Genomic DNA, 20,460 nt, shown 5'->3' with positions numbered 1-20,460 from the left:
AGCGGTGCTGAGACGCCGCCGCGGGCGCCGTACCCCGCTCCGGTAGCGTTCCCGCTCGTGCACGCGACCTCCGAGATCCTCACCGCCCTGGCGGACGAGCTGGTCGCGGTCCGTCGCGATCTCCATGCCCACCCCGAGCTGTCCTGGCACGAGAGCCGCACGACGGCGCTCCTCGCCCAGCGGCTCGACGCCGCGGGCATCCGCTACCGCCTGCTCACGCGCAGCGGCCTGGTCGCCGAGGTCGGCGACCCCGACCTGCCCGGCCCGGTCGTCGCCCTGCGCGGCGACATCGACGCCCTGCCGCTGGACGACCGCACCGAGCTGCCCTGGTGCAGCACCACGCCGGGAGCGGCCCACGCCTGCGGCCACGACCTGCACGCCACCGCCCTGCTCGGTGCGGCGCTCACGCTGCACGAGCTGGCCGGCCGCGGCGCCCTGCCGGGCCGGGTGCGCCTGATCTTCCAGCCCGCCGAGGAGGTCATGCCCGGCGGAGCGCTCGAGGTGCTCACCACCGACGCGCTCAAGGACGTGGAGATGATCTTCGCGCTCCACTGCGACCCGTCGCTCGACGTCGGCCAGGTCGGGCTGCGCGAGGGGCCCGTCACCGGCGCCGCCGACTCGCTCGTCGTGCACCTCCACGGCCGCGGCGGCCACACGTCGCGCCCCCACCTCACGGAGGACCTCACCTTCGCGCTCGGCAAGCTGCTGACCGAGCTGCCCGCCGTGCTGTCGCGCCGCATCGACCCCCGGGCGGGCGTCAGCGTCGTCTGGGGCCAGGTCGAGGCCGGGGTCGCGCAGAACGTCATCCCCGCCGACGGCCGCATGTCCGGCACCGTGCGCATGCTCGACGCCGAGGCGTGGGCGGTGGCCGAGGACGTGGTGCGGCGCGCGGTCGGGCTGCTGGCCGCGCCGTACGGCGTGGAGGCCGAGGTCCACTACCAGCGCGGCGTGCCGCCCGTGGTCAACGACGCCGACGCCACCGCCGTGCTCCGCCGCGCCGCGGTCTCGGTCATGGGCCCCAGCGGCGCCACCGGCACCCAGCAGAGCCTGGGCGGCGAGGACTTCGGCTGGTACCTCCAGCACGTGCCCGGCGCGCTGGCCCGGCTCGGCACCCGCACCCCGGGCGGCCGCACCTACGACCTGCACCAGGGCGACCTCGTCGTCGACGAGCGCGCCGTGACGCTCGGCGCGGGCCTGCTCGCCGTCGCCGCGCTCGAGGCCCTCGAGGACCGTCGCCCGGCCTGAACGGGGGGCTGAACGGGGGTCCGGACGGTCGGCCGACGGCGGCCACCGACGGGGCGGTGAACCGCTCGTTTCGTGCCTGCCCAGGGCAGAAGGCCACCGTGAACACGTCCCCGGTCAACACTGAGTAACAGTTCGGTCATGACTGCCCCGGTTTGGTCGTGACGGCGGTTTCACCGGTACTAGGGTGAGCCGCGTTGCGCGGGCGACTGGCCGGCGCACTGATTCTCAGAGGAGGCGTCGTGGGGCGCACGACGAAGTTCGCGGCGGCAGCCGCCGCGAGCATCCTGGTTCTCACCGGATGCGGCAGCAACAGCGACGACGGCGACTCGGGCAACGGCGGAGGTGGCGGCGGCGACGGCAGCGGCTCCGACGTCAAGGTCGGCCTGGCGTACGACGTCGGCGGGCGTGGCGACCAGTCGTTCAACGACTCCGCCGCCGCCGGTCTCGACCAGGCGATCGAGGAGTACGGCGTCGAGTCGTCCGAGTCCGAGGCCGAGGACGGCGAGGCGGAGACCGCCCGCGAGGAGCGCCTGCGCACCTTCGCCGAGGCCGGGTTCGACCCGATCGTCGCGGTCGGCTTCGCCTACTCGAGCGCCGTCGGCGTCGTGGCGGCGGAGTACCCCGAGGTCCACTTCGCGATCATCGACGACTCGGCCAACGAGCTCGACAACGTCTCCAACCTCGTCTTCGCCGAGGAGCAGGGCTCGTTCCTGGTCGGCGCGGCCGCGGCCCTGAAGTCGGAGACCGGCACCGTCGGCTTCGTCGGCGGCGTCGAGACCCCGCTCATCCAGAAGTTCGAGGCGGGCTACGTCGCGGGCGCCGAGGCGGTCAACCCGGACATCGAGGTCGACGTCACGTACCTCACCCAGGTCCCGGACTTCTCCGGCTTCGCCGACCCGGCCCGTGGCAAGACCGCGGCCCAGGGCATGTTCGACGGCGGCGCCGACATCGTCTACCACGCTGCCGGTGGCTCCGGTGGTGGCGTCTTCGAGGCCGCTGCCGAGTCCGACAACCTGGCGATCGGCGTCGACTCCGACCAGTACAACACCGCCGACCCGAGCGTCCAGGACGTCATCTTCACGTCCATGCTGAAGAACGTCGACGTCGCGGTCTACACGTTCCTCACGGAGTTCGTGGAGAACGACGGCGAGGTCGAGCCCGGCACGACGACGTACGACCTCTCGGTCGACGGCGTCGGCTACTCGACGGCCAACGAGGCGCTGATCGGCGAGTTCGAGACGCAGCTCGACGAGTTCAAGCAGCAGATCATCGACGGCGAGATCACGGTTCCCGACGCTCCGTGAGCGTGACGGATCCAGCTTGGTGAACAGCACGACCAGCACGGTGGCGGGCCTGCGGACGATTCCTCGTCCGTGGGCCCGCCACCCGTTCGGAAGGCACAACCTGTGACGAGCAGCCCCCCGCCCGCGGACCTGGAGAAGACGACGACCACGCCCTCGGGCGTCCCGGCCGTCCGGCTCCGGGGCATCGGCAAGCGCTTCCCCGGCGTCATCGCCAACGACGACATCAACATCGACGTGGCGCGGGGCAGCATCCACGCGATCGTCGGGGAGAACGGCGCCGGCAAGTCGACGCTGATGAAGATCCTCTACGGCGTGCAGGCGCCGGACTCGGGCACCATCGAGGTCGGGGGCACCGAGGTCGCGCTGTCGTCGCCGGCCGACGCCATCCGCGAGGGCATCGGCATGGTGTTCCAGCACTTCATGCTGGCCGACAACCTGACCGTGCTCGAGAACGTCGTGCTCGGCGCCGAGAAGATGCACGGCATCGGCGGCAAGGCGCGCACGGAGATCCGGGCGATCTCCGACGCCTACGGCCTCGGGGTCGACCCCGACCGTCGGGTCGAGGACCTGGGCGTCGGTGCGCGGCAGCGGGTCGAGATCCTCAAGGTGCTCTACCGCGGCGCGAAGGTGATCATCCTCGACGAGCCCACCGCGGTGCTCGTGCCGCAGGAGGTCGACGAGCTCTTCGGCAACCTGCGCGAGCTCAAGCGCGAGGGCCTCAGCGTCATCTTCATCTCCCACAAGCTCGACGAGGTGCTCTCCGTCGCCGACGAGATCACCGTCGTCCGCCGCGGCACGACGGTCGCGACCGTCGACCCCGGCTCCGTCACCTCCCGCCAGCTCGCCGAGCTGATGGTCGGCGCCGAGCTGCCCACGCCGAGCACGGAGGCCTCCACGGTCACCGACCAGGTGCTGCTCTCGGTGCGTGGCATGGGGCTGGCCGACTCCGCCGGCGGCCGCCCGCTCCTCTCCGACGTCTCCTTCGACATCCACCGCGGCGAGGTGCTCGGCATCGCGGGCGTCGAGGGCAACGGCCAGGCCGAGCTCGTCGAGGCCATCATGGGCATGCGGCCCGGCTCGACCGGCACGATCACGCTCGCCGACGTCGACATCTCCGGTTTCTCCACCCACCGCCGCCGCGAGGCGGGCATCGGCTACGTGCCGGAGGACCGGCACCGCCACGGCCTGCTGCTCGACGCGCCGCTGTGGGAGAACCGGGTGCTCGGCCACCAGACGCGCAAGCCGAGCGCGGCCCGCGGCCTCATCCGCCGCCGCGCCGCGGTCGCGGACACCCAGCGCATCATCGAGGCGTACGACGTGCGCACCCCCGGCCCGGACGTGCTGGCGCGCGCGCTGTCGGGCGGCAACCAGCAGAAGCTCATCGTCGGGCGCGAGATGAGCGGCGACCCGGTCCTGCTCATCGCCGCCCACCCCACGCGCGGCGTGGACGTCGGGGCCCAGGGCGCGATCTGGGACCACATCAAGAACGCCCGGAGGCTCGGCCTCGCGGTGCTCCTCATCTCCGCCGACCTCGACGAGCTCATCGGGCTGTCCGACCGGATCGAGGTGATCCTGCGAGGCCGCCTCGTGGGCAGCTTCGACCCGTCCGACGTCACGCCCGACCGGCTCGGATCGGCGATGACCGGCGCTCAGGAGGCGACCGCGTGAACGTACGGCTGACCAAGTTCCTGCTGGGGCTGGGGGCGCCGCTGCTGGCGCTCGCCCTCGCCTTCGGCATCACCAGCCTCGTGCTGATCGCCGCGGGCGACCCCGTCGGCGAGGTGTGGTCCACGCTCATCTCGTGGCCCGAGCAGCGCAACCAGGTGAACATCATCAACAACGCGATGGTGCTGTTCTTCTCCGCGCTGGCCGTCTCCATCGGCTTCCGGATGAACCTCTTCAACATCGGTGTCGACGGCCAGTACCGCGTCGCGGTGTTCGCCGCGGCGGTCGTCGCGGGCGAGGCGTGGCTCCCGGGCTACCTCAACACCGCGCTCGCCATCGTGGCCGCCATGGTGGCCGGCGCCCTCTGGGCCGGCTTCGCGGGCCTGCTGAAGGCCACCCGTGGCGTCAGCGAGGTCATCGCGACGATCATGCTCAACTTCATCGCCACGTCGCTGGTCGCGTTCCTGCTGGCCAAGCTGGCCGTGCGCGAGCAGGGCAGCAACATCATCGGCACGAAGCTGATCCCCGAGGGCTCCCGCATCGGCGGCTTCAGCATCGGTGACGCGCCGGCGCAGGTCTACGGCTTCATCGTCTTCTCGGTGCTCGCCGGGCTGGCCTACTGGTTCGTGCTCAACAAGACCCGCTTCGGCTTCGACCTGCGCGCGACCGGTGCCTCGAGCACCGCCGCGGTCGCCAGCGGCGTCAGCGTCAAGCGCATGACGATCCTGACGATGATGGCGTCGGGCGCGATCGCGGGCCTCGTCGGTCTCCCGATCCTGTTCGGCAGCGCCTACAACTACGGCTCGACGTTCCAGTCGGGCCTCGGCTTCGCGGGCATCGCGATCGCGCTGCTCGGCCGCAACCACCCCGTCGGGATCGCGCTCGGTGCGCTGCTCTTCGCCTACCTCGACGAGCAGTCCAACCCGCTGCAGATCCTCGTCGGCGTCTCGCCCGACATCGTCGCCATCACCCAGGGCGTCATCGTGCTCACCGTGGTCGTGTCCTACGAGATCGTCCGTCGCTACGGCGTCAAGCTCGAGCAGCGCCGCGTCGCCGCCGAGCTTGAGGCCATGCGAACGACCAGCAAGCAGACCGAGGAGGTCGCCCGATGAGCGCGACGACCACGTCTCCCGCCGAGACGCCGAAGAAGAAGCGCGCCGTGTCCGGGCGTACCCGCCGCTGGCGCTGGGTGCTCGTCGGCTTCCTCGCCGTGCTGGTGCTCATGTCGGTGCTCGAGGTCGTGACGGGGGCGTCCGACCTCACGTCGTCGGGCGCGATCGGGGCCACGTTCATCGCCGTCATGCCGATCCTGCTCGCCGGTCTCGGCGGTCTGTGGTCGGAGCGGGCCGGCGTCGTGAACATCGGCCTCGAGGGCATGATGATCCTCGGCACCTATGGGGCCGGGTTCTTCGGCTACCACTACGGCCCGTGGGTCGGCATCCTCGGCGCGATCGGGATGGGCATGATCGGCGGCCTCATCCACGCGGTCGCCACGGTCGTCTTCGGCGTCGACCACATCATCTCCGGTGTCGCGATCAACATCATCGCGCTCGGCGCGGTGCAGTACCTGGCGTCGCTCACGTTCGTCGGCCTCGAGGGCGGCGGCCAGACCCAGTCCCCGAAGATCGGCGACATCCCCACCATCACCATCGGCCCGCTGAGCGACGCCTTCGGCTCGATGGAGGACACGGACCTCTTCTTCGTCTCCCAGCTCGGCGCCGTGCTGCGGGCCCTCACGACCAACCTCTCGTGGCTCGTCGTCATCGGTCTGCTGCTCGTGCTCGGCACCTGGTGGGTGCTGTGGCGCACCTCGTTCGGCCTGCGCCTGCGCTCCTGCGGCGAGAGCCCGTCGGCGGCCGAGACCCTCGGTGTCGCGGTGCTGCGCTACAAGTTCATCGCCGTGCTCGTGTCGGGCGGCCTCGCCGGCCTGGCGGGCGGGTTCCTCGCGATCGTGGCCTCGAGCAACTACCGCGACGGCCAGACGGGTGGTCGCGGCTACATCGGCCTCGCCGCCATGATCTTCGGCAACTGGCGTCCCGGCGGCCTGCTCGCCGGCTCCGGCCTCTTCGGCTACACCGAGACCCTCGGCCTGCGCCAGGGCGGCACCTCGGTGCACGCGCTGCTGCTGCTCCTCGCGGTGGTCGGCGTCGCCCTGGCCGTGTGGCAGGTGCGTCGCGGCGGCTTCGTCACCGCCGGCGCGCTCGTCGTCGGAGCGGCCGCACTGTTCGCGGTCTACCTCAGCACCGACACCGTGCCGGGCGACTTCACGCGCATGACGCCGTACGTGATCACGCTGCTCGTGCTCACCGCGGCCGCCCAACGACTGAGGGCGCCCGCGGCGGTGGGCGAGGTCTATCGCAAGGGCTCAGCCGGGTGACCGGCCCCGAGGCCCAGGTCGACGGGGAGGTCTGGGAGCGCCTCAAGGCGGAGGCGGTCGAGGCCGCCACGCACGCCTACGTGCCCTACTCGAAGTTCCGGGTGGGCGCAGCCGCGCTCGTCGACGACGGCCGCCTGGTCGTCGGCTGCAACGTCGAGAACGCGTCGTACGGCGTGGGCCTCTGCGCGGAGTGCGGGCTGGTCTCCCAGCTGCACCTGAGCGGGGGCGGGCGGCTGACCCACTTCGTGTGCGTCAACGGCGACGACGCGGTGATCATGCCGTGCGGTCGCTGCCGCCAGCTGTTGTTCGAGAACGGCGGGCGCGACCTGCTGCTGATGACCGTGTCGGGGATCCGACGGATGGACGAGGTGCTTCCCGATGCTTTCGGTCCCGACGACCTCTCTTGACCTGGGCTCGCCCGAGCTGGTCGCCGACCCGTACCCGCTGCTGGCCGCCGAGCGCGAGCGGCACGCGGTGGCCTGGCAGCCCGACCGCGAGGTCTGGCTGACCTTCGACCACGCGTCGGTGAGCGCCGTGCTGCGCAACCGTCGCCTCGGTCGGCTGTGGCGCGACCGGGAGCCGGCGGCGTACCTCGAGCCGTTCAACCTGCTCCACCGCAACCAGATGATGGAGAACGAGCCGCCCGACCACACGCGGCTGCGGCGCCTCGTCGCCGGCGCGTTCGCCCGCGGCCACGTGGAGCGGCTGCGCCCCCGCGTCCGTGAGCTGGCCGCGAGCCTGCTCGACGAGGTCGACCCGGCCGCGCCCGGCGGGTTCGACGTCATCGGCGCGTACGCCGAGCCGCTGCCCGTGCTGGTGATCGCCGAGCTGCTCGGCGTGCCGACGGAGCTGGCCCCCGACCTGCGCGACTGGTCGCAGGCCATCGTGCGCATGTACGAGCCGTCGCCGAGCCCCGCGACGCAGGCCGCCGCGATCGCCGCGGCCGACGCGTTCGCCGGCGCGGTGCGCGAGCTGGCCCGGGAACGCGCCGGGGCGCCGCAGGACGACCTGCTCAGCGACCTCGTCGCCGCCCGCGAGGGCGACCAGAGGCTCACCGAGGACGAGGTCGTCGCCTCCGCCGTGCTGCTGCTCAACGCCGGCCACGAGGCCTCGGTCAACGTGTTCGGCAACGGGCTCGTGGGCCTGCTCCGCTCCGACGCCGCCGACGAGGTGCGCACCGCCGCCCGCCGGGGCGAGCTCGACGGCGTGCCGGTGCTGGTCGAGGAGATGCTCCGCTTCGACTCGGCGCTGCACCTCTTCGAGCGCACCGCCACCGCCGACGTCGAGCTGCCCGCCGGCGACGGGACGGTCGTCGTGCGCGAGGGCCAGAAGGTGGCCGCGCTGCTCGGGGCCGCCAACCGCGACCCCGCCGTCTTCGACGACGCCGACACCTTCGTGCCCTCCCGGGACCCCAACCCGCACGTCGCGTTCGGCGCCGGCCTGCACTTCTGCCTGGGCGCGCCGTTGGCGCGGATGGAGCTGGTGGAGTCGCTGTCGCTGCTGCTCACCCGGCTGCCGGACCTCGAGCTGGTCGGGGAGCCGGTCTCGCGCGGCACGTTCGTGCTGCGGGGCAACGAGGCGGTGCCGGTCGGCGTCGCCGGCGCCCGCGTGGCGACGGCCTGAGGATTGCGTAGGGTGCACCGGTGAGCAGCCCACACGACGCCATCGAGGTCATCACCGCCAAGCGGGACGCAGGAGAGCTGAGCGACAGCCAGATCGACTGGGTCATCGACGCCTACACGCGCGGCGACGTCGCCGACGAGCAGATGTCGGCCCTGGCCATGGCCATCCTCCTCAACGGCATGAACCGCCGCGAGATCGCCCGCTGGACCGGGGCCATGATCGCGTCGGGGGAGCGGATGGACTTCTCCTCGCTCAGCCGGGGCACCTCCGACAAGCACTCCACCGGCGGCGTCGGCGACAAGATCACGCTGCCCCTGGCGCCCCTCGTGGCCGCCTGCGGCATCGCCGTCCCGCAGCTCTCCGGGCGCGGTCTCGGCCACACCGGGGGCACGCTCGACAAGCTCGAGTCCATCCCGGGCTGGCGCGCCGCGCTCAGCAACGACGAGATGATGGCGCAGCTCGAGTCGGTCGGCGCGGTCATCTGCGCCGCCGGCGACGGTCTCGCCCCGGCCGACAAGAAGCTCTACGCCCTGCGCGACGTCACCGGCACCGTCGAGGCCATCCCGCTCATCGCCAGCTCGATCATGAGCAAGAAGATCGCGGAGGGCACGGGCGCGCTCGTGCTCGACGTCAAGGTCGGCACGGGCGCCTTCATGAAGTCCGTCGAGCGGGCCCGCGAGCTCGCCGAGACGATGGTGGCCCTGGGCACCGACGCCGGCGTGCGCACCGTGGCGCTCCTGACCGACATGAGCACGCCGCTCGGCCTCACCGCAGGCAACGCGATCGAGGTCGCCGAGTCGGTCGAGGTGCTCGCCGGCGGCGGGCCGGCCGACGTCGTCGAGCTGACCGTGGCGCTCGCCCGCGAGATGCTCCTGGCCGCCGGCGTCGACGACGTCGACCCCGCCGCCAAGCTGGCCGACGGCTCCGCGATGGACGCCTGGAGGGCCATGATCGCGGCCCAGGGCGGCGACCCGGACGCCCCGCTGCCCACCGCCCGCGAGCAGCACGTCGTACCGGCCCCCGCGAGCGGCACGCTGCACCGCCTCGACGCCATGGCCGTCGGCCTGGCCGCGTGGCGCCTCGGTGCCGGGCGCGCCCGCAAGGAGGACCCGGTGCAGGCCGGCGCCGGCGTCGTCTGGCACGCCCGCCCCGGCGACCGGGTCGTCGAGGGCCAGCCGCTCTTCACGCTGCTCACCGACGAGCCGGAGCGCTTCGACCGCGCGCTGGCGTCGCTCGAGGGTGGGTACGACGTCGGCGACGGCCCCGCGCCCGTCTCGCCGCTCGTCATCGACCGCATCGGCTGACCCTCGGTCGGGCCCGGGACCGCCCGGCCATGAGAGACCTCTCATGGTGGTGGGATCGGGCCCCCGGGTCGGGCAGGATCGGACCCACGATGTCCACGCTGCTCAAGGTCCTCCTCGGTGTCGTCGCCGGTCTGCTCGTCGGCGGCGTGGTGACGCACGCCCTCGCGTCGGCCGGACCCGAGCCCGAGGTGCGGCCCACGGTGGTCGTGCAGGGACCGGGCGAGGGCTCGACCCCGACGCCGACGGAGACACCGGCGCCCACGCCCACACCTCCCGTGCTGTCCGAGACGGTCCCGCCCGCCCCGGCCCCCACGACCGACACGCGCCCGGTCGTGCCGCCGCCGGCACCGGCCCCGGTGCCCCCGAGCGACGACGACGATGACGACGACGGCGGGGACGACGACGGCGGGGACGACGACGGCGGGGACGACGACGGGGACGACGACTGAACGCCGTCCTCCGGCGCGCGCGCCGCCGGACCGCCACCCCGGACGACGGGAGCGAGCCGGTGCGCGACCCCGCCGGCCGTACCGGTCTGTCCGTCCGGCTCCGGATCACCGTCACCGTCGCCGTGCTCGTCGCCAGCGCGCTGGCCGGCGCGGGCCTCACCGTCTACCTCGTCGAGGACCGGCGCATCGACCGGGAGCGCGTGGCCTCGATCGAGCAGGAGATCGCCGAGTTCCAGCAGCTGGCCGAGCGTGGTGGCCCGTACGCCCAGCCGGAGCCGCTCTCGGACGGCACGCCCGTCGTGCTCACCGGGGTCGAGGAGCTGCTGTACGGGTTCATCGCCAGCAACGTCGCGACCGACGACGAGTTCCTCGCCGTGTGGTGGGACGACCGCATCCAGTTCCAGCAGGGCGGCAGCGGCGGGCTGAACGCGACCGACTCGCGCTCGACCCGGGTGGTGGAGGACGAGGAGTTCGCCGAGGTCGTGCGGCCCCTCGTCGCGGAGGGCGGCTCCACCGAGGTCGAGGTGGCGGGGGACAAGCTCTTCGTGACGGTCCAGCCGGCCCGCAGCGACGACGACTCGGGCGCCCTGGTCGTCGTCACGTTCATGGACAACGCCGAGACCGAGCTCGCCGACACGATGCGCACCTACACGCTCGTGGCGCTGGTCGCGCTCCTGCTCGTGGTCGGCGTCGCGGCCCTGCAGTCCGGGCGGCTGCTGCGTCCCCTGCGCGTGCTGCGGCGCACGGCCGACGAGATCGGGGAGACCGACCTGTCGCGCCGCATCCCCGAGACGGGCAACGACGACATCACGGCGCTCACCCGCACCGTCAACGGCATGCTCGCCCGGCTCGAGTCCGCGTTCGTCGGGCAGCGCCAGTTCCTCGACGACGCCGGGCACGAGCTGAAGACGCCGCTGACGATCCTGCGCGGCCACCTCGAGCTGCTCGACGTCGACTCGGCGGAGGCAGCCGAGACCCGCGACCTGCTCCTCGACGAGATCGACCGGATGGCCCGGCTGGTCGGCGACCTGCTCCTGCTCGCCAAGAGCGACCGCCCCGACTTCCTCTCCCGCGGCCCGGTCGACGTCGCCGACCTCGCGGTCGCCGTGCTCGCGAAGGCCCGGGGGCTGGGCGACCGGGCCTGGGCGCTCGACACCCCCGTCGACGGTGGCGGCGCCGTGGTCCGGGCCGACGAGCAGCGGCTCACCCAGGCGCTGCTCCAGCTCGCGGGCAACGCCGTCAAGCACACGCGGCCCGGCGACGAGATTGCGGTCGGGTACGACGCCGTGCCCGCCACCGCGGGAGGGCCCGGCGCCGTACGTCTCTGGGTCCGCGACAGCGGCCCCGGGGTGCCGGCCGCGGACCGCCGGCTGATCTTCGAGCGGTTCGGCCGCAGCGCCGTGCCGGCCGGTGACGAGGGCTTCGGCCTCGGGCTCTCCATCGTCCACGCCATCGCGACCGCCCACGGCGGCACCGTCACCGTCGAGGACGCCGAGCCCCACGGGGCCGTCTTCGTGCTCACCCTGCCCCACGAGTCCTGACCCGCCAGTCGACCCACCAGTCCGATCCAGCCCGACCCACCAGCCCGAGGAGACCCCCACCGTGCCGAGCATCCTGATCGTCGAGGACGAGGACCGCATCGCGGCCTTCCTGGCCAAGGGCCTGCGCGCCGACGGCCACGTCGTCACCGTGGTCGGCGACGGCGTCGACGGGCTCGACCAGGCGCTCAGCGGCGAGTTCGACCTCATGGTGCTCGACATCGGACTGCCCCGGATGGACGGCTTCACCGTGCTCGACCAGCTGCGCTCGCAGGGCTCCCGGATGCCCGTCATCGTGCTGACGGCCCGCGACTCCGCCACCGACACCGTCTCCGCGCTCGACGGCGGCGCGGACGACTACATGCCCAAGCCGTTCCGCTTCGCCGAGCTGCAGGCGCGGATCCGGCTGCGCCTGCGGCAGTCCCGGCCCGGGCACGACGAGCCCGTCGGCACCGTGCTCGAGGTCGGGGACGTCAGCCTCGACCTGCGCACCCGCCAGGCCACGGTGGGCAGCCGCACCCTGGAGCTCTCGGCCCGCGAGTTCACCCTCGCCGAGATCTTCATGCGCAACGCCGGCCAGGTGCTCTCGCGCGAGCAGCTGCTCGACAAGGTCTGGGGCCTCGACTTCGACCCCACCTCGAACGTCGTCGACGTGTACGTCGGCTACCTGCGCAAGAAGTTCGGCGCCGGCACCATCGGCACCGTGCGCGGGATGGGCTACCGGTTCAACACGGGCCGCTGACGCGGGGCGCCCACCGTGCAACGGGCCCGCAACCGGGCCTGCCTAGAGTGGGCCGTGTCACACGCCGTCGCCGTGAAGGAGCGCCATGTTCGTCCCCCTGACCGTCCGTGACTTCATCGACCGGGCGCGCGCCGTGTACGCCGACCGCGTGGGCGTCGTCGACGAGCCCGACCAGCCCGCACCCTCCCTGGGCTCCCCGACGTACCGGGAGATCGACGCCCTCGCCCGCCGCCAGGCGGCGCACCTCGACGCGCTCGGCATCGGGGTGGGGGAGCGGGTCGCCGTCGTGTCGCACAACAGCGCCCGGCTCCTCACCTCGTTCTTCGGCGTCGCGGGCTCGGGTCGCGTGCTGGTGCCGGTCAACTTCCGGCTGCGGCCCGACGAGGTCCGCTACATCGTCGAGCACTCCGGGGCGCGGGTGCTGTACGTCGACCCCGAGGTCGACGAGGCGCTCGGCGACGTCACCTGCGAGCACCGCTACGTGCTGGGCCAGGACGAGCACCTCTACGCCCCCGAGGGCGCCGAGCCCGTCGAGTGGGAGCCGGACGAGTCCGCGACGGCCTGCATCAACTACACCTCCGGCACCACGGCCCGGCCCAAGGGCGTGCAGATCACCCACCGCAACATCTGGGTCAACGCGACCACGTTCGCGCTGCACGCGGGCCTCACCGACCGCGACGTCTACCTGCACACGCTGCCGATGTTCCACGCCAACGGCTGGGGGATGCCGTTCGCGACCACCGGCCTGGGCATCCCGCAGGTCGTCATCCGCAAGATCGACGGCGCCGAGATCCTGCGACGCGTCGCGCAGCACGGCGTCACCGTCATGTGCGCCGCACCCGCCGTCGTGGCGGCCGTGCTCGAGGCCGCGCAGAAGTGGGAGGGCGAGGTCCCCGGGCGCGACAGGGTGCGCATCATCGTCGCCGGTGCCCCGCCGCCGACGCGCACGGTGGCGCGGGTGGAGGACGAGCTGGGCTGGGAGTTCATCCAGATCTACGGCCTCACCGAGACCTCCCCGCTGCTCACCGTCAACCGCACCCGGGCGGAGTGGGACGACCTCAGCACCGAGGAGCGGGCGGCGAACCTCGTGCGGGCCGGGGCCCCGGCGCTCGGCGTCCGGGTGCGCACCGACGAGCACGGCGAGGTGCTCGCCCGCTCGAACGTCGTGCTCGAGGGCTACTGGGAGCAGCCGGAGGAGACGGCGAAGGCGCTGGCCGGCGGCTGGTTCCACACCGGCGACGGTGGCGTGGTCGGCGAGGACGGCTACCTGACGATCAGCGACCGCAAGAAGGACGTGATCATCACCGGCGGCGAGAACGTCTCCTCGATCGAGGTGGAGGACGCGCTGTTCTCCCACCCCGACGTCGAGGAGGTGGCCGTCATCGGCGTGCCCAGCGAGAAGTGGGGCGAGACGATCAAGGCGCTCGTGGTGCTGACCGACGGGGCGAGCGCCGACGAGGCGGCCCTGATCGCGTGGTGCAAGGAGCGGCTCGCGGGCTACAAGGCCCCGACCTCGGTGGAGGTGCGCGACGAGCTGGCCCGCACCGCCACCGGCAAGCTCCAGAAGTTCAAGCTGCGCGCGCCGTACTGGGAGGGCCAGGACCGTCAGGTGAACTGACCTCGTCGGCCGCTACCGTACGGGTCATGACGACGTTGGGAGAGCTGGTCGAGACCCTGCACGCCTGGTACCCGCCGGGGACGGCGGAGGGCTGGGACGCGGTGGGCCTCGTCCACGGCGATCCCGCGGCCACCGTGCGCAAGGTGATGTTCGCCGTCGACGTCAACGAGGCCGTCGCCGCGGAGGCGGCGGAGTGGGGCGCGGACCTGCTGGTGACCCACCACCCGCTCTTCCTCACCCCCGTGCACAGCGTCGCGGCGACCACCCCGAAGGGGCGGGCGTTCATGACCCTCGCCCGTGCGGGCTGCGCGCTGCTCACCGCCCACACCAACGCCGACCAGGCCGAGGGCGGGGTGTCGGAGGCCCTGGCGACCGCGCTGGGGCTGACCGAGCTCGAGCCGATCATCCCGGCGGAGGGCGAGCCCTACGACAAGGTGACCGTGCTCGTGCCGGCCGACGCCGCGGCGCCGCTGCGGGCCGCGATCGCCGACGCGGGCGCGGGCGCCATCGGCAACTACGACCACTGCACCTTCTCCGTGCCCGGGCAGGGACGCTTCCGCCCCCTCGAGGGCGCCGAGCCCACCATCGGCACCGTCGGCGACCTCGCCCTCGTCGAGGAGGAGCGGGTCGAGGCGATCCTGCCGCGACGCCTGCGCCGCCAGGTCGTCACCGCGCTGCTCGCGGCCCACCCCTACGAGGAGCCGGCGTACGACGTCGTCGAGCTCGCCGACCCGCAGTCGACCGGCAGCGGCACGGGGCGTGTGGGCGTCGTCGAGCGCACCACCCTGGCCGCGTTCGCGCAGACCGTGGCCGACGCGCTGCCGGGCACCGCGGGCGGCGTGCGGATCGCGGGCGACCCCGAGCGCTCGGTGCGCCGCATCGCCGTGTGCGGGGGAGCGGGCGACTTCCTGCTCGACCGGCTGGCCGGCAGCGACGTCGACGTCTACGTCACGAGCGACCTGCGTCACCACCGGGCCGCGGAGTTCGTCGACGAGGGCGGCCCCGCGCTGGTCGACGTGGCCCACTGGGCCGCCGAGTGGACCTGGCTGCCGGTCGTCGCGGAACGCGTGAAGTCCCAGGTCGGGGATAGTGTGGACACTCGCGTCAGCACCCTGCGCACCGACCCCTGGCAGTTCCGCACCGATAGGAGCGAGTGATCAAAGCCGATCCCTTCGCGCAGCTCAAGCTGCTCGACGTCCAGGCCGTGGACTCCCGCCTGGCCCAGCTCCACCACCAGCGGGCCTCCCTGCCCCAGATCGCCGAGCTCGCGCGACTGGCCGAGGAGCGCACGACCGTCGACAACCGGGCCCGCGACGCCCGCATCGAGGTCGAGGACCTCTCGACCGAGCAGCGCAAGGCCGACGCCGACGTCGAGCAGGTGAGGACCCGGCGCACCCGCGACCAGCAGCGCGTCGAGTCCGGCCAGGTCACCAACCCCAAGGACCTCGAGCGCATCCAGCACGAGATGGTCTCCCTCGAGCGCCGGATCGCCTCGTTGGAGGACTCCGAGCTCGAGATCATGGAGAAGCTCGAGGAGGCCCAGGGCCGCCTCGACGCCCACACGGCCGAGCTCGCGGAGCTCGACGCGACGGTCGCCACGCTGACCGCGGAGCGCGACGCGCGCTGGGCGGAGATCGACGCCGAGCTCGCCGCGGGCGAGGCCGAGCGGGCGCCGCTCACCGACGACCTGCCGGCCGACCTCCTCGCCCTCTACGACAAGATCCGCGACCAGCGCGGCGGCGTCGGCGCGGCCGCCATCCACCGCCGCGAGTGCCAGGGCTGCCGGCTCTCGATCGACAACGCCGAGCTCGCGGTGATCCGCAAGGCGGGCGTCGACACCGTGCTCCGCTGCGAGGAGTGCTCGCGCATCCTCGTGCGCACCGGCGAGTCGGGGCTGTGACGCAGGACCCCGCCGGCTACCGCTCCGTCGTCGTCGAGGCCGACGGCGGGTCGCGGGGCAACCCGGGCCCTGCGGCGTACGGCGCGGTGCTCAAGGACGCGGAGACCGGCGCGGTCATCGCGGAGGACGGCACGACGATCGGTCGGGCCAGCAACAACGTGGCGGAGTACTCCGGGCTGATCGGCGGCCTCAAGCTGGCCGCCGAGTTCGCGCCGGACGCCGACATCGAGGTCCGCATGGACTCGAAGCTCGTCGTGGAGCAGATGTCGGGCCGCTGGAAGATCAAGCACCCCGACATGCAGCCGCTCGCGGCCGAGGCGAACCGGCTCGCGCCGTTCGGCACCACGTACACGTGGGTGCCCCGCGCCGAGAACTCCCACGCCGACCGGCTCGCCAACGAGGCCCTCGACGGACTCCGCGAGGGCGTCACCCGGGTCGCCGGGCCGGCTGACGACGCCCCCAACGCCCCCGACGCCCCCGAGGTGCAGGAGCAGGTCGACGGGGCCGCCACCACCACCGCCGCCGCCGCCGAGGGCGCCGCGGCGAAGCCCGCGCGCGGCTGGGCGGCTCCCGGCACCACCACCACGACGATCGTGCTGGTGCGCCACGGCGTCACCGCCCACACGGTCGACAAGCGGTTCTCGGGCGGTCTGGCCTCGGCGAACCCGCCGCTCTCGGAGGAGGGGCGCGCGCAGGTGCGCGCCACCGCCGAGTGGCTCGCTCCGCTCGCGGGGAGCATCGACGCCGTCGTGGCGTCGCCCGTGCGCCGGACGCGCGAGTCGGCCGAGATCGTGGCCGCGGTGCTCGGCAAGCCCGCCCCCGTCGAGGAGCCGGGCTTCGCCGAGATGGAGTTCGGCGCGTGGGACGGCATGACCTTCCGCGAGGTGGCCGAGCGCCACCAGGCCGACCTCGACGCCTGGCTGGGGTCGCTCGACGCGGTGCCCGGCGGCTCGGGGGAGTCGTTCCGCACCGTCGAGGCCCGCGTGCTCGCCGGTCTCGAGCGCACCCTCGCGACCTACGCCGGCGGCACCGTCGTCGTCGTCTCGCACGTCACGCCGATCAAGACGCTCGTCGCCCGCGCGCTGGGCGCCCCGCTCGACGCGGTGTTCAAGATGGAGCTCACGCCGGCGTCCGTCACCGTCGTGACCCACTACCTCGGCGGGCCCGACGGCACCGAGCCGGGCGCCAGCCTGCGGCTCTTCAACGCCCGGCCCACGGGGAGCGCGTTCGAGGCCTGAGGCCCCGCGCGCCCGCCGGGTGACCGGTCAGCCGTCGTACGAGCGCACCGAGAGGAACGGCGACGCCGCCACCGGCTGCTGCATGCGGAACCACTGGCCGCGCAGCACGATGCCGAGCGAGTCGCCCCGCGAGGTGCCCCACCGGCCGGCGACGGGCTGGTACGCCGTGGCGTACGCGCCGCTGCCGGCGACGATGGAGCGGACGGGCTCGGCGCAGGTCGCCGCGGCGCAGGGGCGGACGTGGAACGTGCGCAGGCTGGGCTGCCAGATCGCGACGTCGTCGCGACCGTCGCCGTCCCAGTCACCGGCGACCGGGCGGTAGGTCTGGGACCGGGAGCCGAACGCGAACGAGGTGACCGAGGCGCTCGAGTGCCGCAGGTGGAACGTCTTGGCCGCGAGGTCGTAGAGGGCGACCTCTTCGCGGCCGTCGCCGTCCCAGTCGCCCGCGACCGGGGTGTAGCGGACCTTGTTCGAGCCGAACTTGAAGGCGGGCTGGCCCGACAGCGAGAACGTGCTCGTGGCGGGGTTGAAGGCGCCGATCTCGTCGTGGCCGTCGCCGTTCCAGTCGCCGACGAGGAGCGTGTCGCCGACCCGGCCGTAGGAGAACGTCTGCTCGGCCTCGCCGTACTGCCACGACGCGGGGTCGGCCGGCTGGTCGGTGAGGTAGATGCGGTTGCGGAGCACGCCCGCGGGGGTCGCCACGCCGTCGCCGTTCCAGTCGCCGGCGAGCACCTGGTCGAACCCGCTGAAGCGGCCGTAGTCGGCGGCCGCGGCGTTGCGGGGCACGAACTGCGAGACCCGGAGGCCGCCGAACGTGCCGCGGTAGGTCTGGGCCGGGGTCACGGCCAGCTGGGGGTCGACGGGGCCGCGGCTGGCGGACGCCTCGCGCACCCAGCCCCGGGTGCCGGCGGCGCAGTTGAGCCCGCGGTTGACGGGGTCGAGCACGCGCCGGGTCTGCGGGCCGTACCAGAGGTTCGCGGACGAGTAGTTCGAGCCGCCGGAGAGGCAGTACGCCTGGATGGCGGTCGCCTCCGTCGGCCACGGCTTGTCGGCGCCGGTGAGGATGTTGCGCTCGATCACGGTGCCCGCCGTGCCGTACACGAGGCGGACGTTCCAGTTCGCCCCCACCATCGTGTTGCGCTGGATGGTGACGCCGGTCGGGTCGCCGAGGCGCGCGTCGTACGTGCCCCGCCCGAGCTTGATGTTGGTGCCGTCGAGGGCGCCGGCGAGCACGTTGCGCTCGATGTAGCCCGGCCCCGAGCCGGCGTTGGTGGTCACGTACATCAGGTGGAAGCGGTCCGTGTTGTCCGACGTCCAGTTGCCCCACACGAAGTTGTGGCTGAAGGTCCAGTTGCGAGCCGGTCCGTCGATGGTCACCACGCCGTACGCCGGGTAGCAGCAGATCTCGGCGTTGCGGAACTCCCAGCCGATGCCGCCGCGCAGCAGGAGCGCGCTCGACGGGGCGAGGGCCGCGGGGCTGCCGCTCGTGTTGCCGGCCGGGCGGGCGTCGATGTTGAGCCCGTCGAACGTCCAGTACGCCGCGTCGACGAGGTGCATCCGGATCGTGAGGATCACGCGGTCGCCGGTGCCCTGGCCCCACGGACGGACCGTGATGCGGGCGTCGGGCCGACCGGCGGGGAGGTCGGGGCGGATGCCGTCCTTCTCCCAGTAGCTGCCGTTGGCCACGAGCAGCGTGTCGCCCGGGCGCAGCTTCTCCATGGACGTGCTCAGCGTGCGCCAGGGGGCCGCGGCCGAGCCGGCGTTGCGGTCGTTGCCGCCCGTGCTCACGTAGAAGGTGCGGCCGGTGGCGGCGGCCGACGAGGCCGACGAAGCGGCGGAGGCGCCCCCCGTCGGCAGGCCGAGGGAGAGCCCGAGGGACACGAGGAGGGAGAGCAGCGCCAGGCCCACGGTCGCCGACCGTGCGCGTCCGGTGACCGGTCCCGAGGAGAGGTGCGGCATGGCGGCGAGCGTAATTTGTCATCCGGGCGTGCGTGGCAGAACCGGGAAGGCCGCCGGGAGGGCCGCCCGCCGGTGCACGACGACCACGAACGGAGCGTGACGGGTGAGCGAGATCGACTGGACCGCGGGGACCTGGACGAACGAGCCCGTCGCCGTGACGCTCGCCGACGACGGCATGCGCGTCACCGCTCGCGAGGGCAGCGACGCCTGGCGCACCACGTCGTACGGCTTCGTGCACGACACGGAGCACGCCCTGCTCGCCCCGTTCGCGCAGGACACGGCGGTGGAGGTCGGGTTCCGGCTCGACCTCTCCGACCAGTTCGACCAGGCCGGTGTCTTCGTCAGGATCGACGAGACCAGCTGGACCAAGGCCGGTGTCGAGCTGAGCGACGGCGTCGAGGGCCTCGGCGCCGTCGTGACCCGCGGGGTCTCCGACTGGTCGCTGTCGCCGGTGCCGGGGTGGTCGGGCCGGCTCGTCACCGTCCGGGCCAGCCGGAGCGGGGACGCGCTGACGATCCGCGCACGCGTCGACGACGGTCCGTGGCAGCTGGTGCGGGTCGCTCCCCTCGACGCCGGGGCCACCGCCTGGGCGGGCCCGTTCTGCTGCGCGCCGTCACGGGCCGGCCTGACGGTGCACTTCACGTCGTGGCGGGTCGGACCGGCGGACGCGGGACTCCACCCGGACCCGTGACCCGCCCCGCGGTCCGCGGGTGCTCAGACCTCGGTGACGACGACGTCGAGCTGGGTGCCCTTCGCGCCGGGCGCGCCGACCTCGACGGTCCAGCCCAGGTCGCGCAGCTGGTCGGCGAGGGCGGTCGGGGTGCGGGGGCGGCCGCCGTCCTCCAGCACGGCCCGCACGATGCGCCCCTTGGTCGCCTTGTTGAAGTGGCTCACCACCTTGCGCACGCCGGCGTGCTCGTGCAGCACCCGCACGGTCGCGACGCGGGCGGCGAGGTCGGGGGTGGGGCGCCAGAACGCGGCGTACGTGCCCGACCGCAGGTCGACGAGCAGCCCGGCCCCGAGGGCGTCGGTGACCGCCGCCCCGAGGTGGTCGCGCCACACCCCGGCCACCGGACCGAGGCCCGGCAGGGTCACGTCGCCCGAGAGCCGGTACGACGGGATGCGGTCCGCCAGGCGCACGAGGCCGAACAGCGACGAGGTCACCGCCACCCGCGTCGTACGACGCCGGGCCGCCGCCGAGAGCGTCGCCGCGTCGAGGGCGTCGTACAGCACCCCGGTGTAGATCCGTTCGGCCCGGGCGGTCGGCGCCCCGTCGAGGGCTCCGTTGCGGGCGACGAGGTCGAGCTGGGTGGGGCCCAGACCGAGGACGGCGGCGGCCTTCTCGGGGTCGGCCGTGCAGAGGTCGACGAGCGCTGCCCGCACGTCGGTGCGCGCGGTGGTGAGGCTCGGGAAGGAGAGCGACGCCGGGTCGAGGGGCTTGCCGCGCGTGGGCGTGGCCTTGCCCTCGCTCGGCGGCAGGAGGATCAGCACGGGCAGC

The 20,460-nt window shown here is 73.4% G+C and carries 18 protein-coding genes; 16 read left to right on the top strand and 2 right to left on the bottom strand.

The annotated features are described in order from the left end of the window. The first annotated feature begins 57 nt into the window (after window positions 1-57). The 15 genes from K329_RS26635 (at window position 58) to K329_RS0112715 (ending at window position 17,003) form a co-directional block, all read left to right on the top strand. Window positions 58-1,245, top strand: a complete 1,188-nt coding sequence (locus K329_RS26635; protein ID WP_043643397.1) for an amidohydrolase — start codon at window positions 58-60, stop codon at window positions 1,243-1,245. Window positions 1,246-1,484: 239 nt separating this feature from the next. Beyond that, complete coding sequence (locus K329_RS0112780; RefSeq protein ID WP_028473345.1) at window positions 1,485-2,549, top strand: BMP family lipoprotein; 1,065 nt, start codon at window positions 1,485-1,487, stop codon at window positions 2,547-2,549. Window positions 2,550-2,651: 102 nt separating this feature from the next. Beyond that, window positions 2,652-4,217 carry an ABC transporter ATP-binding protein gene (locus tag K329_RS26630; RefSeq protein ID WP_245596547.1) on the top strand — a complete coding sequence of 522 codons (1,566 nt, stop codon included), beginning with the start codon at window positions 2,652-2,654 and terminating at the stop codon, window positions 4,215-4,217. After that, entirely contained in the window at window positions 4,214-5,326 is a 1,113-nt protein-coding gene (locus K329_RS0112770; RefSeq protein WP_028473344.1) for an ABC transporter permease, read from the top strand. The genes K329_RS26630 and K329_RS0112770 overlap by 4 nt, the downstream gene beginning before the upstream one ends. Further along, window positions 5,323-6,591: an ABC transporter permease gene (locus K329_RS0112765; RefSeq protein ID WP_028473343.1), complete on the top strand. Its 1,269-nt coding sequence runs from the start codon at window positions 5,323-5,325 to the stop codon at window positions 6,589-6,591. Before K329_RS0112770 ends, K329_RS0112765 begins: the two co-directional genes overlap by 4 nt. Next, on the top strand, window positions 6,588-6,998 hold the full coding sequence (locus K329_RS0112760; protein WP_028473342.1) for a cytidine deaminase: 411 nt from the start codon (window positions 6,588-6,590) through the stop codon (window positions 6,996-6,998). The genes K329_RS0112765 and K329_RS0112760 overlap by 4 nt, the downstream gene beginning before the upstream one ends. Beyond that, on the top strand, window positions 6,970-8,214 hold the full coding sequence (locus K329_RS0112755) for a cytochrome P450 (RefSeq protein ID WP_028473341.1): 1,245 nt from the start codon (window positions 6,970-6,972) through the stop codon (window positions 8,212-8,214). Before K329_RS0112760 ends, K329_RS0112755 begins: the two co-directional genes overlap by 29 nt. A gap of 20 nt (window positions 8,215-8,234) precedes the next feature. Continuing rightward, complete coding sequence (locus tag K329_RS0112750) at window positions 8,235-9,518, top strand: thymidine phosphorylase (RefSeq protein WP_028473340.1); 1,284 nt, start codon at window positions 8,235-8,237, stop codon at window positions 9,516-9,518. An 89-nt stretch (window positions 9,519-9,607) separates the two neighbouring features. Further along, a complete protein-coding gene (locus K329_RS26625) occupies window positions 9,608-9,967 on the top strand; it encodes a hypothetical protein (RefSeq protein ID WP_043643394.1) in 360 nt (119 codons plus the stop codon). A 59-nt stretch (window positions 9,968-10,026) separates the two neighbouring features. Further along, window positions 10,027-11,508 carry a sensor histidine kinase gene (locus K329_RS0112740; RefSeq protein WP_028473339.1) on the top strand — a complete coding sequence of 494 codons (1,482 nt, stop codon included), beginning with the start codon at window positions 10,027-10,029 and terminating at the stop codon, window positions 11,506-11,508. 61 nt (window positions 11,509-11,569) lie between these two features. Continuing rightward, window positions 11,570-12,247 carry a response regulator transcription factor gene (locus tag K329_RS0112735; protein ID WP_028473338.1) on the top strand — a complete coding sequence of 226 codons (678 nt, stop codon included), beginning with the start codon at window positions 11,570-11,572 and terminating at the stop codon, window positions 12,245-12,247. Window positions 12,248-12,332: 85 nt separating this feature from the next. After that, window positions 12,333-13,865, top strand: coding sequence for an AMP-binding protein (locus K329_RS0112730; protein WP_028473337.1), 1,533 nt, complete (start codon window positions 12,333-12,335; stop codon window positions 13,863-13,865). Between the two features lie 26 nt (window positions 13,866-13,891). Further along, entirely contained in the window at window positions 13,892-15,022 is a 1,131-nt protein-coding gene (locus K329_RS0112725) for a Nif3-like dinuclear metal center hexameric protein (RefSeq protein ID WP_028473336.1), read from the top strand. Further along, window positions 15,019-15,765 carry a zinc ribbon domain-containing protein gene (locus K329_RS30910; protein ID WP_245596546.1) on the top strand — a complete coding sequence of 249 codons (747 nt, stop codon included), beginning with the start codon at window positions 15,019-15,021 and terminating at the stop codon, window positions 15,763-15,765. The genes K329_RS0112725 and K329_RS30910 overlap by 4 nt, the downstream gene beginning before the upstream one ends. Next, complete coding sequence (locus K329_RS0112715; RefSeq protein ID WP_028473334.1) at window positions 15,762-17,003, top strand: bifunctional RNase H/acid phosphatase; 1,242 nt, start codon at window positions 15,762-15,764, stop codon at window positions 17,001-17,003. The genes K329_RS30910 and K329_RS0112715 overlap by 4 nt, the downstream gene beginning before the upstream one ends. Window positions 17,004-17,030: 27 nt before the next feature. Here K329_RS0112715 and K329_RS0112710 read toward each other — a convergent pair whose 3' ends face one another. Then, a complete protein-coding gene (locus K329_RS0112710) occupies window positions 17,031-18,962 on the bottom strand; it encodes an FG-GAP repeat domain-containing protein (protein WP_028473333.1) in 1,932 nt (643 codons plus the stop codon). A 103-nt stretch (window positions 18,963-19,065) separates the two neighbouring features. On the opposite strand from K329_RS0112710, the gene K329_RS0112705 reads away from it, so the two are divergent. Further along, complete coding sequence (locus tag K329_RS0112705; protein WP_028473332.1) at window positions 19,066-19,653, top strand: DUF1349 domain-containing protein; 588 nt, start codon at window positions 19,066-19,068, stop codon at window positions 19,651-19,653. Between the two features lie 23 nt (window positions 19,654-19,676). Here the strand turns inward: K329_RS0112705 and yaaA are convergent, their stop codons facing one another. Next, entirely contained in the window at window positions 19,677-20,453 is a 777-nt protein-coding gene (yaaA, locus tag K329_RS0112700; RefSeq protein WP_028473331.1) for a peroxide stress protein YaaA, read from the bottom strand. Between the last annotated feature and the right edge of the window lie 7 nt (window positions 20,454-20,460).

It is taken from the genome of Nocardioides alkalitolerans DSM 16699, from assembly GCF_000426525.1.
GTDB classification, from domain to species: Bacteria; Actinomycetota; Actinomycetes; order Propionibacteriales; family Nocardioidaceae; genus Nocardioides; species Nocardioides alkalitolerans.
The sequence above is the reverse complement of the archived record's forward strand: the minus strand, read 5'-3'. Positions and strand labels throughout refer to the sequence as shown.

What these genes read in the sequence shown, in the direction of transcription:
- K329_RS0112730 (WP_028473337.1), top strand. Translation starts at nt 12,333, where the DNA reads ATGTTCGTCCCCCTGACCGTCCGTGACTTCATCGACCGGGCGCGCGCC.
- K329_RS26625 (WP_043643394.1), top strand. Translation starts at nt 9,608, where the DNA reads ATGTCCACGCTGCTCAAGGTCCTCCTCGGTGTCGTCGCCGGTCTGCTC.
- K329_RS0112765 (WP_028473343.1), top strand. Translation starts at nt 5,323, where the DNA reads ATGAGCGCGACGACCACGTCTCCCGCCGAGACGCCGAAGAAGAAGCGC.
- K329_RS0112755 (WP_028473341.1), top strand. Translation starts at nt 6,970, where the DNA reads ATGCTTTCGGTCCCGACGACCTCTCTTGACCTGGGCTCGCCCGAGCTG.
- K329_RS0112725 (WP_028473336.1), top strand. Translation starts at nt 13,892, where the DNA reads ATGACGACGTTGGGAGAGCTGGTCGAGACCCTGCACGCCTGGTACCCG.
- K329_RS0112710 (WP_028473333.1), bottom strand. Translation starts at nt 18,962, where the DNA reads ATGCCGCACCTCTCCTCGGGACCGGTCACCGGACGCGCACGGTCGGCG.